General features: G+C 53.6%; 13 protein-coding genes. 3 read left to right on the forward strand and 10 right to left on the reverse strand.

Annotation, left to right across the window (positions count from 1 at the left end; translation table 11 throughout):
• The gene (gene cobT / locus GVI59_RS06820; RefSeq protein ID WP_173573539.1) at window positions 1–1,014 is read left to right on the forward strand and encodes a nicotinate-nucleotide--dimethylbenzimidazole phosphoribosyltransferase; all 1,014 of its coding nucleotides are present in this window, start codon (window positions 1–3) and stop codon (window positions 1,012–1,014) included.
• A complete protein-coding gene (cobS, locus tag GVI59_RS06825; RefSeq protein ID WP_173573540.1) occupies window positions 1,007–1,789 on the forward strand; it encodes an adenosylcobinamide-GDP ribazoletransferase in 783 nt (260 codons plus the stop codon). The genes cobT and cobS overlap by 8 nt, the downstream gene beginning before the upstream one ends.
• A gap of 118 nt (window positions 1,790–1,907) precedes the next feature.
• Here the strand turns inward: cobS and GVI59_RS06830 are convergent, their stop codons facing one another.
• The 4 genes from GVI59_RS06830 to zwf form a co-directional block, all read right to left on the reverse strand.
• Entirely contained in the window at window positions 1,908–2,435 is a 528-nt protein-coding gene (locus GVI59_RS06830) for a histidine phosphatase family protein (protein ID WP_173573541.1), read from the reverse strand.
• 24 nt (window positions 2,436–2,459) lie between these two features.
• A complete protein-coding gene (locus GVI59_RS18995; RefSeq protein WP_242012985.1) occupies window positions 2,460–2,714 on the reverse strand; it encodes a hypothetical protein in 255 nt (84 codons plus the stop codon).
• Window positions 2,715–3,201: 487 nt separating this feature from the next.
• Window positions 3,202–3,669 carry a hypothetical protein gene (locus tag GVI59_RS06840; protein WP_173573543.1) on the reverse strand — a complete coding sequence of 156 codons (468 nt, stop codon included), beginning with the start codon at window positions 3,667–3,669 and terminating at the stop codon, window positions 3,202–3,204.
• Entirely contained in the window at window positions 3,669–5,189 is a 1,521-nt protein-coding gene (gene zwf / locus GVI59_RS06845; protein ID WP_194299044.1) for a glucose-6-phosphate dehydrogenase, read from the reverse strand. Before zwf ends, GVI59_RS06840 begins: the two co-directional genes overlap by 1 nt.
• 383 nt (window positions 5,190–5,572) lie before the next feature.
• Between zwf and GVI59_RS06850 the strand changes: the two genes are divergently transcribed.
• Window positions 5,573–5,884, forward strand: a complete 312-nt coding sequence (locus tag GVI59_RS06850) for a DUF2312 domain-containing protein (RefSeq protein WP_018307807.1) — start codon at window positions 5,573–5,575, stop codon at window positions 5,882–5,884.
• A 911-nt stretch (window positions 5,885–6,795) separates the two neighbouring features.
• Here GVI59_RS06850 and GVI59_RS06855 read toward each other — a convergent pair.
• The 6 genes from GVI59_RS06855 to GVI59_RS06880 form a co-directional block, all read right to left on the reverse strand.
• Complete coding sequence (locus GVI59_RS06855) at window positions 6,796–7,371, reverse strand: polysaccharide biosynthesis/export family protein (RefSeq protein ID WP_173573544.1); 576 nt, start codon at window positions 7,369–7,371, stop codon at window positions 6,796–6,798.
• 61 nt (window positions 7,372–7,432) lie between these two features.
• Window positions 7,433–8,776, reverse strand: a complete 1,344-nt coding sequence (locus GVI59_RS06860) for an outer membrane beta-barrel protein (RefSeq protein WP_173573545.1) — start codon at window positions 8,774–8,776, stop codon at window positions 7,433–7,435.
• A 23-nt stretch (window positions 8,777–8,799) separates the two neighbouring features.
• Window positions 8,800–9,933 (reverse strand): glycosyltransferase, encoded by a 1,134-nt coding sequence (locus tag GVI59_RS06865; RefSeq protein WP_173573546.1) that lies wholly within the window; start codon window positions 9,931–9,933, stop codon window positions 8,800–8,802.
• A 13-nt stretch (window positions 9,934–9,946) separates the two neighbouring features.
• The gene (locus GVI59_RS06870) at window positions 9,947–12,073 is read right to left on the reverse strand and encodes a GumC family protein (RefSeq protein WP_242012987.1); all 2,127 of its coding nucleotides are present in this window, start codon (window positions 12,071–12,073) and stop codon (window positions 9,947–9,949) included.
• Window positions 12,074–12,195: 122 nt separating this feature from the next.
• Window positions 12,196–13,026, reverse strand: coding sequence for a WecB/TagA/CpsF family glycosyltransferase (locus tag GVI59_RS06875; RefSeq protein WP_173573547.1), 831 nt, complete (start codon window positions 13,024–13,026; stop codon window positions 12,196–12,198).
• Window positions 13,016–14,244, reverse strand: a 1,229-nt coding sequence (locus GVI59_RS06880) for an exopolysaccharide biosynthesis polyprenyl glycosylphosphotransferase (protein WP_242012988.1), incomplete at its 5' end; no start/stop codon positions are given. The genes GVI59_RS06875 and GVI59_RS06880, both read right to left, overlap by 11 nt.

Genomic DNA, 14,244 nt, shown 5'->3' on the forward strand with positions numbered 1-14,244 from the left:
ATGAGCACGCCCCCTTTTACAGACATGGACAGTCTGCGCGCCCTGTGCCGCGAACCCGTATCCAGCGATCCTCTCGCCATAAACCAGATTGCCGAACGTGAGGCCACACTCACCAAACCGGCTGGCAGTCTCGGACGGCTGGAGGAACTGACGTCATGGCTTGGCGCATGGCAACGGCGAAGCACGCCCCGTCTTGAGCGCGTCCAGACAATCATCTTCGCAGGCAATCACGGCGTCGCGGCGCAGGGCGTGTCGGCATGGCCGTCAGATGTGACCGCCCTGATGGTGCAGAATTTCCATAACGGCGGTGCAGCCATCAACCAGCTTTCCCGGTATGCGGACACCACTCTGACCGTAGAAACGCTGGAAGATCTTCGGCCGACGGAGGATTTCACGCAGACCGCCGCCATGAACGACGAAACCTTTCTGCGCACGCTCATGCGCGGCTTCAATGCCGTTTCCCCGGAAACCGATCTGCTCTGTCTGGGTGAAATGGGTATCGGCAACACCACACCCGCAGCCGCACTTTCGGCAGCGCTCTTCGGTGGCGATGGAAAAGAATGGGCCGGACGGGGCGCGGGCAATGACGATGAGGCGATGGCGCGAAAAATTTCCGCCATCGATCGAGCGCTGGAACTCCATCGCGCCTCTCTGACCGACCCGCTTCAGGTTGCCCGACGACTGGGAGGGCATGAACTCGCCGCCATCATGGGAGCCGTCATCGCTGCGCGGGTCCACGGTATTCCGGTGCTTCTGGACGGTTTCGTCTGCACGGCCGCGGTCGCTCCCCTCCATGTTCTGCATCCTGAAGGATTGACGCACTGCCGGATCGCGCATTGCTCCGCCGAGCCCGGCCACACACGTCTGGCGGCCTTTCTGGAACAAAAGCCTCTTCTGGATTTCGGACTTCGTCTGGGCGAAGCGTCCGGCTCCACCCTTGCTGTGCCGTTGCTCCGGGCTGCGCTCGCCTGCCATACCGGCATGCACACCTTTGCCGAGGCCGGGATTGGCTGATAATCACAACAGATCAGTTTCGGGACGTATCGCCGCAGATTTTCTTGCCGCTCTCGGCTTGTTCACCCGCCTGCCTCTGCAATGGCTCGCAAAACACGCAGGAGAGGTCGATCTTCGCCGCTCAATCTGGGTCTGGCCGCTTACCGGCGGCCTGATCGGCGGCCTGACAGCGTGCGCCATGTGGCTTGGCTCTGCCGCACATCTTCCGCCTGCTGTTTCGGCCATCTGCGCCGTGATGGTGCAACTGCTCATCACAGGCGGCCTGCATGAAGACGGCCTTGCGGACTGTGCGGACGGATTGGTCGGCGGCAGAACGCCGGAGCGCCGTCTGGAAATCATGCGGGACAGCCGCATCGGCTCCTATGGGGCCTTGGCGTTAGGCACTGCTGTTGCGCTCCGCTGCGCCTGTATTGCCTCCTTGCCAGTATCCTGTCTGTTCCCATCACTGATTCTGGCAGGCAGTCTCTCGCGGGCGGCCATGCTTCTGGAACTGAAACGGGGAAAGCCTGCGCGACAGGATGGACTGGCCAGCGCCCTGTTTCCTCTTCCGCCCCGTTCTTTGGCGCTTGCGCTCCTTACTCCGCTGTTACTGGCGCTGCTGCTACTGCCGGCCAACGAAATCATTGCGCCTTTCGCAGCAGCGCTTCTGACGATCATTCTGATGCATCGCTTCAGCATGAAAAAAATTGGCGGCTTTACAGGCGATATTCTTGGAGCAGAGGCCGTGCTTGCGGAACTCGCTGTCCTTGTCACGCTGACGTCTCTCAATGGATAAAATCACAGACCATTCTATAGAAAATTCAAAAATCTTTAGTTTGTGATGATATGTGTCCGCTCAGTCCCAAACGCCACAAAGAAAAACCGTCCCTTTGATCCCGTTTTATAAAAAGCCTTTATAAAACGGGTCTTATCGATCCCAACGGCATCGCCGCAACAGCCAGATCGATGTTTTTTCCCGAAACAAGCGCCTCCAGAACACGCAGAGGGCCTCCGTGCGAGAGGACTACACAGGACGATCCCGCATTAGTCTCGTTCCAGAAAGCCGTGACTCGAGCAATCAACTCCTGACCGCTCTCCCCCTGTGGAGGCACAAATCCAAGCAGGTCAGCCGCCCATTCATCAAGAGCGTTCCGGGGAATATTATCCCAGACGCGCATTTCCCAGTTTCCGAAACTGATCTCTTTGAGACGCGCATCCAGACGCAATTCACAATGCGTGCGTGTCGCCACCCATTCAGCGGGAATACGACAGCGCGCCAGAGGGGACGCCACCAGTCTTCGAATACCGGCTGTCTGTATGTAATCAGCCAGTTGAGAGGCAAAAAACTCCCAACCGGCGGCAAGCCCCACGTCAGACTGACCGTAACAGGTGCCCGGGGATACCTCGACTGGAGGGTGTCGTGCGAGGCATCGGATGGTCACGGGGGCTGTCGATCTGCCTCTCTATCAAATCCGGGACAGAGGCATTTCGAAATGATGGTCGGGCTTGTCGCCCACCATCGACAGGATACCAAAATTGTCTGAAACGAGCTTGAAAGAGACCGTTACATTATTCTGGGTTCCGCTCCATTCATCATTGCTTTTCTGGGACAGAGAGAAGCTGGGCTGACCGGATTTCTGCAGATTCTGCGGCAGTTTCACAACAAGACGGCTTGCCGGCCCCGCTGCCCGATTGGCGACAAATGTCACGACGGTGCCCATGGAGGACCAGTCTCCTGCAAAAAACGATGCAGAATGAACGGTTTTTGCAGAGGTCTCGGATTGCGGCGCTGCATGCGCCGGCACAGACATCCCAAAGGAGAGACCAGAGATAACTGCCGAGCAGACAACGGCAAAACGTAAGCGCATGATGGTATATCCTTGTTTGCCCGGACATCAAAAAACAAACAGGTTTCTCCAGATATCCCGACCTGACACAGTTCACACCCAGAGATGTGCCTTACCTCCCCCTCTACGTCTACCCTGCTCAGCGCAGACGGTCCTTTCAGCAAATGCACACCGACAGGTCAGAAAACGCACGGAAGGGGCATGTCATATACATGTGCCGGGTCATTTCAGACTCGCTCTGCTTTTCCCGTTTTCTGACGGCACGTGACCACAGAAATCCTGACTATCCTGCCGAAGGATCAACGCGACATTTCGGCACGAATGGCCTGTTTTTCCATGATTCCGTGCTTACCGTCGGAAATCATGGAAGAGAGTGAAACTGCCCCGGCGTGCCCTGATCCGTTTCCACCCGGGCCGCCACCCTGTCCACACGGAGACTGAACAGTTTCGGCAAGGACGTGTCCGGGTTCGGACAATTTCCGGAATGCTTTTCCATCACGTCAATCATTGTTGCCGTCGGAGGGCTGTTTCCATTCACAATGAACAGCAGACAGTCAGGACGATCGCCCGTCATGCCGTTGTGCGTAATCGTCTGGCGCAGATGCCTTACCAGCGCCGTATCATCAAACCAGCTTGCTGGTTTGAAAGTATACTGGTCGACCAGACGATCCATGAAGCCTGATTTCGCCAGAACAATCATTAGCAGACTGAGCGGCAGAACCAGTATCAGACGGCGCAGGATATGCTGCTTCAGGGAACGCCCCTTGAAAGGACCACTCGTGAAACGACGCGGGCCTTTCCCTGAATCCGGTGTCACAGGAGGTGCCATCAAGTATTTTCTTTCCAGACAAAGCCGTCACGCGCCAGCAACTGATCTGACGAGGCCGGTCCCTGCGTCCCGGCAGGATATGTTTCAAGCGGACGGATGTTCTTTTCCCAGCCGTGGAGAATCGGTTCGATCCACCGCCAGGATGCCTCAACCTCGTCCCGTCGGATAAACAGAACCTGATCGCCACGCACGGCGGCCATCAGCAGGTCTTCATAGGAATCCGGGTAACGGGTGTTGAAAGCCTTCACATAATCCACATCCAGCACCGATTCCCGCAGACGATACTGCTCCGATGCAGGGTCCTTGCTGGCCAGTGACAGGGAAACCCCCTCGTCCGGCTGGATACGCAGCACAAGCTGACTGGGCTCAGGTTTATCTGCAAAAATTGCCCATGGCTGTGGACGGAACTGGATGACGACTATCGTTTCCTTTCGGGCCATCCGTTTCCCGGTGCGGATGTAGAACGGCACACCATCCCAGCGGGCGGTCCGGATTTCCGCCCTGATGGCAAGATAGGTTTCCGTCGTGCTCGTCGGTGCGCCAAGATCTTCAAGATACCCGGCGACCTGCTTTCCATCGACGAGACCCTCGCCATACTGCGCCCGCACCGTATCAGTCGCGATGTCATGATCCGACATCGGTTTCAGAGCCCGCAGAATCTTCAGTTTTTCGTCTCTGAGATCCATGGCCGAAAAAGCCGTGGGCGGCTCCATCGCAACGAGGCTCAGCACCTGCAACAGGTGATTCTGCACCATGTCACGCAGGGCGCCAGCGCTATCATAATACGGTCCCCGCTTCCCCACTCCGACCGTTTCAGCAGCGGTAATCTGCACATGCGCAATGGAATCGGTGTTCCACACACGCTCAAGGATGGGGTTTGCAAAGCGGAGCGCCAGAATATTCTGCACGGTCTGCTTGCCGAGATAGTGGTCTATGCGAAAGATCTGCTCTTCCGTGAAATACAGGCCAACACCGTCGTTGATCTCGGCTGCCGTAGCCTGATCCGTTCCGATAGGCTTTTCCAGAACGATCCGGCTGCTTTCTGTAATCAGCTTGTTATGAGCAATCGCGTCCGCAGTCGGGACATAGAGCTTCGGCGCTGTCGCCACATAAAAGACGCGTGGGCGGCCTTTTTCAATGGGTAGCAGGTTGATCAGCCCGGTCCAGTCCGCATCCTTATCCGACATATCGAGCGAGACATACTGCACGAGCCCCAGAAAATCCTGGATCGTAGCGTCATCATAGGAAGCAGCCGCCACGAAGCCTTTCAGAGCTTCATGTGCCTTGGCGCGATAATCCTCGACGCTCAGTCCTGAGCGGGCAACGCCGATAATTTTCGTGCTTTTCTCGATCTGCCCACGCCGGAAACACTCATAGAAAGCGGGAAGGAGCTTGCGCATGGTCAGATCGCCAGTCGCCCCAACGATCACGAAATCAAAGGCGACAGCTCCCGGAACAGGCTGTTTTCCTTCAGCCTGAATCGTGCTGGATGAGCCAGTAGCATCCACGCGTTCAGCCATCCCGTTCTCCATTATATTCCGCCATCCATGATGTGTTCTCCCGTGCATTCAGGAGAACAACAAGCCAGCCCTTCACAGGTTCAGTCACAAGGACTGATTGGCCCCAGATTGACCAGCAAATCACGACGAAAGCAATCCGTCGGAGGCCTCGGGACACCCCATGCACGCCTCTCCCATGGGATCACAGTCCTGCCGCAGGACAGGATTTTCAGACTACCCCGAACATCCTTGCATTATTTTTTCTTTTTAAAACATTTAGTTATATGGAAACACCCCCTGCCCTGCCATAATTACGGGCTACCGTCCCTTGCTGACAAACCATATAAGGGCCGCTATCTGCGGCTATTCAGTCGCTTCGATCCACTGAAACTCTCGAGGAAATCATGTCTGACGTCCCTTTTGATATTGATGACGACGCCGCTGCCAGCCGGGCTCGCCAGGCAGCCGACCCGGAATCAAATGTAGGTGGCATTGCTGCCGATCGACTGCGGAGCATCATCGAACGCGTTGAGCGTCTGGAGGAAGAACGCAAAGCTCTGGCTGGTGACATCAAAGACATTTTCAGCGAAGCAAAATCTGCCGGATTCGATGTCGCGACCATCAAGCAGATCCTGCGTCTGAGAAAGAAAGAGCCCTCCGAGATTGAAGAGCAGGAAACGCTGCTTGATATCTACAAAAGAGCCCTTGGAATGTAATTCCGTTTTTTTTCACAAATACCCAAAAAAAACAGTCAGATATTCCGGTGTTTTTTAAATTTCCTATGCTTGAAATATTTATAATTTTAAGCATAGGATTTCAAATAAAGTTAAGACACCCTGCAGGCCATTTCATTTCGATATTATTTATATTCATTGCCTCTACCCGCCTTGTCAGCGAGAGAAAATCTTGTTTTGCGTACGGCATGTAGAATTGCGGTTCCGCCGCATGACATTGCTGATACAGAGCGCTTTAGGCACACATGCTTAAGCTCACAGAGCTTCCCAAAAAGGACTATTGAAAAGCAGAAGCTCCATGAATGAGCGATGTTAAATTCGGTTTACGTATTTAACCCGTTATTAACATATGTTTCGTTATTTAGACATGACATCACTTTTTACACAGCGACACAGACATGATTTCGTCCAAAAACACACTCCCACTGACACTATGGGGACCTACAGCCCGTCAGGAGACTTCGGTCGAGTTTCGGACGCCGTCAAGCTCTCCGCTGAAAGAGCCTCCACGCGCATCAGCCTTTAGAGGCATAGCTATCGGCGCTGCTTTCTGCATGCCATTTTGGGCGGGAGTCATATGGCTTGTAGCTGATCACTTCCATTCGTGAAAATTAGCCCCACATACTTCCGAGGGCAGATGCGCTTTAATACGGAATCTGAAATTCAGACCAGCGCGAAGTCCTAAAAGCGCTTTCGAAAATTCATGAATAAGCGTTTCTATGCAGTATAAGGCCCTCCATGACGATGAGGATCATGGAGGTTCGATCTGGATCAGCTTGTTCACGGTCTTTAGCAAGGCGAGACATCGGGTCATTCATTCGACGTCTCTTTAGTCACCTCGCCTCACTCATTACACAATGAAAGTCCCATAAAGGGTTTTTCTGAAAAAGACTTCAGAAAAACCTTTCATAGATTGTGATGACATCCCCTGGAGCAAGATAGGTCTCTTCCGAAATCTTGCCCTTCATCGGCCGACCATCCGGTGTTCCTTCTGTTCGAACCACACTCGCCGGATTTTTTATGGCTCGATACGTGTATCCTCCAGCAAGAGCGACGACTGTTTCCATAGTCATTCCAGGAAGATAATTATACTGGCCTGGTTTCTGCACTTCTCCCAGAACAAACACCGGCCTGTATTGAGTCACCTCCACTGAAACGCTCGGTTTATGTAATAGACCCCGCGTTCCCAACTGACCGCTCAGAGACGCCGCAAAATTCTCCGGAGTCTGGCCCGCCGCCGTGACTGTTCCCAACAACGGAAACGCGATCGTACCCGCATCACTGACAGAGAACGAATTACTTAATTGCGGGTCATTATATGTCAGAATCCGGATCTGATCCCCCGCTCCAAGATGATAGGCCCCAGTCACGGGAGGGATCGGCTTCAGTCCATGTGTTGGGGAACATGCAGCCAGAAGCAGGCCAGATATGCCGACCACGACAAAACGCTTTATGAGACGTATCGACATTCTGTAATCGCACTCCATTGCAGAGAAAAAAGAAGATTTCAAACCGGCTGTTTCCAGTCACTTAACGGGCAAACGCCACACCAAATGTTATTGAATTATTTGTAAACGTGGCATGAGAAAAACCGTTATTCAGAATGGCAGGCACGCCGTGCTTTGTATAACTGGAAGTATGGCTGTAGTTCAGAGTCAATTTAACATCCCGTGTGAATTGCCAGTCCAGACCGGCCATAAAGTTGATCTGATTTTGCTGCCGTGACCGGGTTCCCTCAATGGATGATCGGGAGTCCGTGCGTGCATATGCCGTGCTTCCATGAAAAAAAAGATCCCTTCTTAACTCACGGTCCCAACGAATCTGCGCAGTTGACATCACCTGATTACGTGAAAACGCAGAAGTCGGATCGAATAACCCCCGCTGCCCGGAAAACGTCAAGGTATTCAGCCTGTCCGGCATCCATAATACCTGCGCCTCTGCTGTCGGTGTTGTAACCGGACTGCCTCCTCCTCTTGTAAAACGGCGTGTTTCCCCACCAGCCAACAAACGATACTGCAGAACAGGATCAGCACGAAGATCAACACCCACAAAACCGCCGCCACTGACATAATCACTGGAAAGTTGCCCAGCACGAGGGGCGAACTGTGCTTCAGATCCTCGCAGAACCGCCACGAGTGCATTACCTCTCGAAATCTCGAAGCGTCCCTGCAATACCTGCATTTCCAATTGATGGCTCAGTGCGCTCATATTCCGCGAAGCTGCTGGCAAAGCCCCCTGACTCTGCCCAAAAGAAAAATTATCGTATGACGCTGTAGGAATAAGAGCAAAACGTGTCCAGTTTTTATGATAACTCATTCGCACATCGTCTGTGCTGTAAGGCACAGGATAACCAACTCCGAAGTTACCAAGATCAGTTGCAGAGAGATGCTTAAGAGAATGAGAATACCCTAAAGACAACGTATCACGGCGAAGATTAAGCATACCACCTGCAGCCGCAGACCAGTCTGTGTAATTGGCAGCACTGAGTGAAGGATAGGCTTGGTTTGTTACCAACATCGACGCTCCAACAGCGTGCCTGGACCAGTTCGAATTTACTCCTAATCCTGCCGAAGTAATAAGAGAAGCGCTCGATGTATGAGGCACCCCCAAAATACTTGTTCTGTAACCGATCTGTTGAGAAGCTGTCGGTTTGAGGATATAGGCTCCGACAGGAATACCCGTGTGTTTATGTTGAACTATTTCTCTCAGAGAAACATTTCCAGTTGCGTCCCCTGAGTAGCCCGGCAGTTCAGTTGGAAAATACTGCTGGGCAAGTTGCGCACGCGCTTCTGGAGCAGACAGAATCATACACGCTGGCATAAACAAAAATAGTGTATTAAAAAAACAACCTATTCTGCCGTTGTCTTCATTCATATATCGACGTTTAACCATCATATTCAGGATACACGCTCAGATGAAATCATAGGTATATGCAGAACTTCATTGTAAATATTTACATAACGTCGAGCGACATCTTTCCAGTCGTAGTTTCGGGCTCCCGCAATAGCAGAAGATCTTCCAACTGCCATTACCTCGGTATCACGCTGGCAGGTTTCAATTTTCGCAGCCAGACCCGCCATATCATTTTCTTCCAGCAACAGCCCCGCACCTGTCTTGCCAACCAGACGACGAAAGGGAGCTATCCCGCTGAGAACCGGAATAAGACCAGCCGACATGGCTTCCACTGCCGCAAGACCAAATCCTTCGTGATCTGAAAAGCTTGCAAACCAACTGGCGGCAGAAAGAGCATCGCGCAACTCTTCATCGGACGGCTCTGCAACAAATTTCACAGCGTTCTGCACGCCGATGCGTTCCGCAATTTTTTCCAGATCTGAAACGGATTGCTCCGCCGGCCTTCCAGCGACAATCAACCTCCATTCCGGATTCTGCTTTTTCAATGCAGCCAGAAGATCAAACAGACGATCAAGACGTTTATGCGGCGAAAACCGTCCGAAGCTTATCAGTGTGCGAACGGGTGTCTTTGAAGCCGCATCAGAAAATTTCGACTGATTGATCCCATTCTCAATGGTGATCAGACGACCTTTTGCCACATCCGCAAAAATGTCCGCATCATTCTGACTGCAGGCGACAACTTTGGCATACGCCCTGATACTGGCTCGTGTCAGCGTTGCAAACCACAACTTCTTGAGCCCGGCATACGCGCCACTATGGAAAAAACCACCATGCGTAGAAACAACAAGAGGCTTTCTGACAAGAAATTTTGTCAGTGCAAAGAAATCAAAAAAGAAATCAATTGCATGTACATGAATGAGGTCTGCTCCTCCGATATGCGCAATTACGCTGGGAGCCAGCGGATACCGGGTAGATCCACACCAGGGCACCCGTGACACCGGAATACCCCGTATGGATTCACGGGGAGGCAGCACTCCCTCCCTGTTAAACACTGTATTCAGTGTGATGACCTGAGCATCAATGCCCATCGCTCTCTGTTCAAAAGCAAGGCTCAGAACAGAATCTTCCAGCCCCCCGACTGAGGGACTGAACTGTCTCACAACATGAATGATTTTCACGGGATAACGTCTTTCACGCCTGACGCCGATGGGCGATCAGTCGGGTTTCCTGCCGGGTCAACTGGGCGCCGCAAAGAAGATTGAATGATCCACTATCAGTACCTGTCACGACAAAACCCGACAGTCTGGCTCCATAAAGTCGCAGACGTTCAATACATGCCGCTGTTGTTTCTCGAGATGTGCGTCCCCAGCGACAGACAAACAACGTCTGATCCGCAACCGAGGCCATCGACAGGCCTCCAGCCGTTACACCCAAAGGAGGCGTAACAAGAATGATCATACGATAAGAACGGGAAAGATCACGAAACAGATCCTGTAGTTGCGCAATCTCAGCCCGGTCAAAAATATACCCCCGCGGGGTGCCGGCGGACATGACATCACACCCCCGGAACTGATCCCGGGAAATGACATTCCGCGCTGCCACTTTCCCCTGCAGCACATCCGAAAGGCCCAGAGAGCCTCCGGCCCTGCTTCGGTCGAGACCCACACGGCGACTGAAATCCGTATCAATAACAAGAGCGGTTTCGCCAGCTTCTTCTCCGGCGGCGGCAAGCCAAGCAGCAAGCGTCATCTTTCCATCACCGGGCAGCGCCGAGGCAATGGCGATAATCCTCGTATCGCCACCGCGCCCAGCCCCACTGGCCATGGACAACTGCGCTCCCAGTTGTCTCACAGCTTCGGCGGGCAGAGAGAATGGATGATCCCGCATGAGATCAACTGGTGATTTCTTTTTTCCTGTCTGAATCCGCGGGAAAACAGCCAGAAGAGGCATGCCACCAAAGCCTCTGAATTCGTCCAGATCCGCAAACCCCGGAGAAAAGAAGATGCGTAGCGCAACCGCACCAACACCACCAACGAGAGCAAGGACGATGACGCCCATCATCAGCTTCTTACGATTGGGGAAAGTGGCTGTCGCCGGGACAGCTGCATGTGAAACAAACATGACAGGCGGCTGAAGCAGGGCAACGCGATCCGTCAGTTGTTTGGCCCGATCAAGGAAGGCTTCATATACGCCTCGTGCGCTTTGTGATTCCTGATCCAGGGTACGATATTCCGCCTGCGCCCCACTCTGCTGGCCTGACTGAACACGAAGGCGATCAAGGGCTGCCGTCAACTGGTCCACATCGGCCCGTGCAGAAGCAAGATCTCCATTGATCGACAGCAGAGCGCGACGGGTAGCGGCGGACAGATTCGCCCGGCTACTGGCAATCTGTCTGTCAAAGGCAATAACGTCCGGGTGATTGGGGCCGAAAGAGGCGCTTTTCTGCGCTCTCTGGCTTTCTTCCTGCATAAGCGCTGTGGCGGCAGCCACCACAAGAGGCTGTTCACCCAGAGACAGCAGGGTCTGCGGATCACCACTCTGGATGGCTGCTTTCAAGGTAGCCACCCGTGCCTGAGCCGCAGCGTAGCGTGTCTGGGCCTGTCCCAGACTGACCGCCATGTCAGATATCTGATGCTCGACAAGAGGAGAGCCGCCCGTCGTATTTACAAGCGCATGCTGGACATTATAGGCGCTGGCAGCCCGCTCAGCTTCCAGCCAACGCTGACGAAGCGCCGCAGTCCGGTCATCCAGCCATTCGGCTTCACGCTGCAGATCGCTACGTTGCTGATTCAGCGCCAGCTTCTGATAGTTGGTGACAAAAGCATTTGCCACGGCAGCTGCGCGTTCGCCCGTATTGGCTTTTGCGCTCACAGTAATGATGCGCGATCTTGCCTGCGGCTCAACCGTCACGCTGGCAAGCAGAGCGTCGATCTGACGGTCCATGACACCAACGCTGTTGCTCGGCACCTCTGTCCCGGCAACGCACCCCAGCTTGACGCCATGTTCACATAGAAAATGATGCCAGTTATGCGAGACCGGTGGCGGCGGTGGCGGAAGTTCCTTCAGAACCAGAGCCGCCACATCTCGTGATGCAATCAATGCAGCCTGTGTCGCAGGTTCGTCATCTTCGATGGATCTGTTCGCATCAGGAGACTGCGCCATCGGGTCAACAACATGCGTTGTCACGACCACGGTTGCAGGCGCCATAAAGGATCGCTTCAGCGACAGAACCGCCAGCGTACCCAGAAGAAAAATCACCAGAGCAACAGCACTGAACAGATAGCGATGCCGCCAACCCATCGAAAAATAGCGCATCATGAGCCCATAGGCTCCTGCGGCAACCGGAGGAGGTTCAGCTCTTGGCTGCTCGAAAGTACAGTCCAATGGTCGATCAAGCATACCAGAAGGATCCTACATCCAACAAAATTATATCAGTGTTCTCAAGTCCTTGCGGATGACACCGTTGTTTTACCAAGCAGGGCGCACAATCGCCACCATAGTACATATGCGCCAAAACAGGGTAGTCCCAGTAGATATCGACGCCATAATCTTGTGGGCTCCCGACTCAGTCTGACTAGCCATTCAAGCCCCAGATTCGCAACCCATCTCGGAGGGCGTGACACACGTCCCGCAGCGTGATCGACAAGCGCTCCGGCCGTGATGGCCACCACCGGGGGCAATCTGTCCCAGTTGTCCCACAACCACCGTTCCTGACGGGGCATTCCCATGTTGAGCAAAAGCACCGACGGCTTCGCTGCTACAATTTTTTCGATGACACGCTCGGATTCCGGACTTCCGGGCGTGGCATCAAAAAAACCATGCTGAACACCGGCGGTGCGACAGCCATATTTCGCAGCAAAGGCAGCGGCTGCTTTTTCAGCAACGTCCTGCTCTCCACCCAGCCAGAAAATATTTGCCGTATCGCCGAGCGCAGACAGCATATTGCCGATCCACTCAGGCGGCGTTGTCCTGTGCAGGTTCTTTCCCGTCAGAAACATTGACGCCAGCTGCACACCCGCACCGTCGCAAAACGCGATTTCAGCCTTATCAAAAAGTTCACGCAGCCACGGTTGTTTTTGGGAAAGAGTTACGCAATGGGCGTTCGCATTGATGACCCTCGCCGCCCCACCCTGCCGAACGGTTTCCGTCAGACACGCAACAATATCCTCACGGGGAATATCCATCAGATCCAGCCCCATGACCTCCACGACGGGAAAATCGTGCCCACAGAACCGTTTTGATTTTTCCTTGAGCGCGATGTCAGAATGCATGACGGCTGAAGACCTCCCGAACGATGGTCAGAATCATGATCCTGAAATCAAAAACAAGAGACCAGCGACGGATATAATCCAGATCATAGGCCACTCTTTTTTTCAGATCATCAATCGTGACAAGCTCCCCACGGGCGCCGTTGATCTGTGCCCATCCGGTGATGCCGGGTTTGACGTGATAACGCAAAACATATTCGGCCAGAGCATCATCCAGCAACAATCCTCCCGCACGTGTGTGAGGCGCATGAGGTCTGGGACCTACCAGAGACATCTCACCCTTGAGAACATTCAGCAGTTGGGGAACTTCATCGATGCTCAGACGTCGTAACCACTTTCCGATACGCGTCACACGGGGATCGTCCCGGCTTGTCTGACGCTCAGCCATGAGATCAGACATATGGGTATGCATGGACCGAAACTTGTAAACCATGAATTCCCGGCCGTTTTTTCCGATCCGAGGCTGCCGAAAGAAAACGGGGCCTTTCGAATCGCACTTTATGGCAAGCGCAACGCCGATGAGAAACGGAAGGAGAAAGATGGAAACACAGAAGGCCAGAAGAAAGTCGACAACCGTCTTCTCAAGAAGCTGCACATCGGAAAGCGGTCGTCTCTGAATCACAAAGACCGCATTTTCACCCAGAAATTCACAGGGGAGAACGCGGTCAAAACCAGAGACAAGATGTGGAGTAACGTAGATATCCGAAAGCACGGGCTTCAGGGACACCGCTACATTACGAACCCTTGTCTCCGCGTCACCTGCCTCAGGAAACGCCAGAATGATGGCATGCAACGCCTCCCGACGACTTCTGTGAATCAGATCATCAAGCGTTCCGTCGAGTTTTCGATCAGCATCGTACTGCGCAGTGTCGTCGAATTGGCCGAAGAGCGAATAAGCCTGACCTGCATCTGAACACAGGCGGTTCACCAGATCCGTCGCCACGGCTCCCGTTCCAACAATCGCAACCCGACGACGCAGTCTGGCGACGATGGCAGGCTGATGCAGGCAGAATGTCAGCACGGACCGCTCGAAGGAAAGCGCAGCACATACGCATATCGCCCACATCACAGCCATTTTCAGTGATGCAACACCATTCGCCATCAGAATGGTCGACGCGGATTTCTCACACTTGAGGCAATTTCGGGTCATTTTGTAGAATTCAGTCATCCCACAGGAGCCCGATCTGGAATATTGACGATATTCTGCTTCTGGCGGCGGGT

This window comes from Acetobacter sicerae, from assembly GCF_011516765.1.
GTDB lineage: Bacteria > Pseudomonadota > Alphaproteobacteria > Acetobacterales > Acetobacteraceae > Acetobacter > Acetobacter sicerae.

What these genes read in the sequence shown, in the direction of transcription:
- GVI59_RS06870 (WP_242012987.1), bottom strand. Translation starts at nt 12,073, where the DNA reads ATGATGCGCTATTTTTCGATGGGTTGGCGGCATCGCTATCTGTTCAGT.
- GVI59_RS06840 (WP_173573543.1), bottom strand. Translation starts at nt 3,669, where the DNA reads ATGGCACCTCCTGTGACACCGGATTCAGGGAAAGGCCCGCGTCGTTTC.
- GVI59_RS06860 (WP_173573545.1), bottom strand. Translation starts at nt 8,776, where the DNA reads ATGAATGAAGACAACGGCAGAATAGGTTGTTTTTTTAATACACTATTT.
- GVI59_RS06855 (WP_173573544.1), bottom strand. Translation starts at nt 7,371, where the DNA reads ATGTCGATACGTCTCATAAAGCGTTTTGTCGTGGTCGGCATATCTGGC.
- GVI59_RS06850 (WP_018307807.1), top strand. Translation starts at nt 5,573, where the DNA reads ATGTCTGACGTCCCTTTTGATATTGATGACGACGCCGCTGCCAGCCGG.
- zwf (WP_194299044.1), bottom strand. Translation starts at nt 5,189, where the DNA reads ATGGCTGAACGCGTGGATGCTACTGGCTCATCCAGCACGATTCAGGCT.
- GVI59_RS18995 (WP_242012985.1), bottom strand. Translation starts at nt 2,714, where the DNA reads ATGGGCACCGTCGTGACATTTGTCGCCAATCGGGCAGCGGGGCCGGCA.
- cobT (WP_173573539.1), top strand. Translation starts at nt 1, where the DNA reads ATGAGCACGCCCCCTTTTACAGACATGGACAGTCTGCGCGCCCTGTGC.
- GVI59_RS06875 (WP_173573547.1), bottom strand. Translation starts at nt 13,026, where the DNA reads ATGCATTCTGACATCGCGCTCAAGGAAAAATCAAAACGGTTCTGTGGG.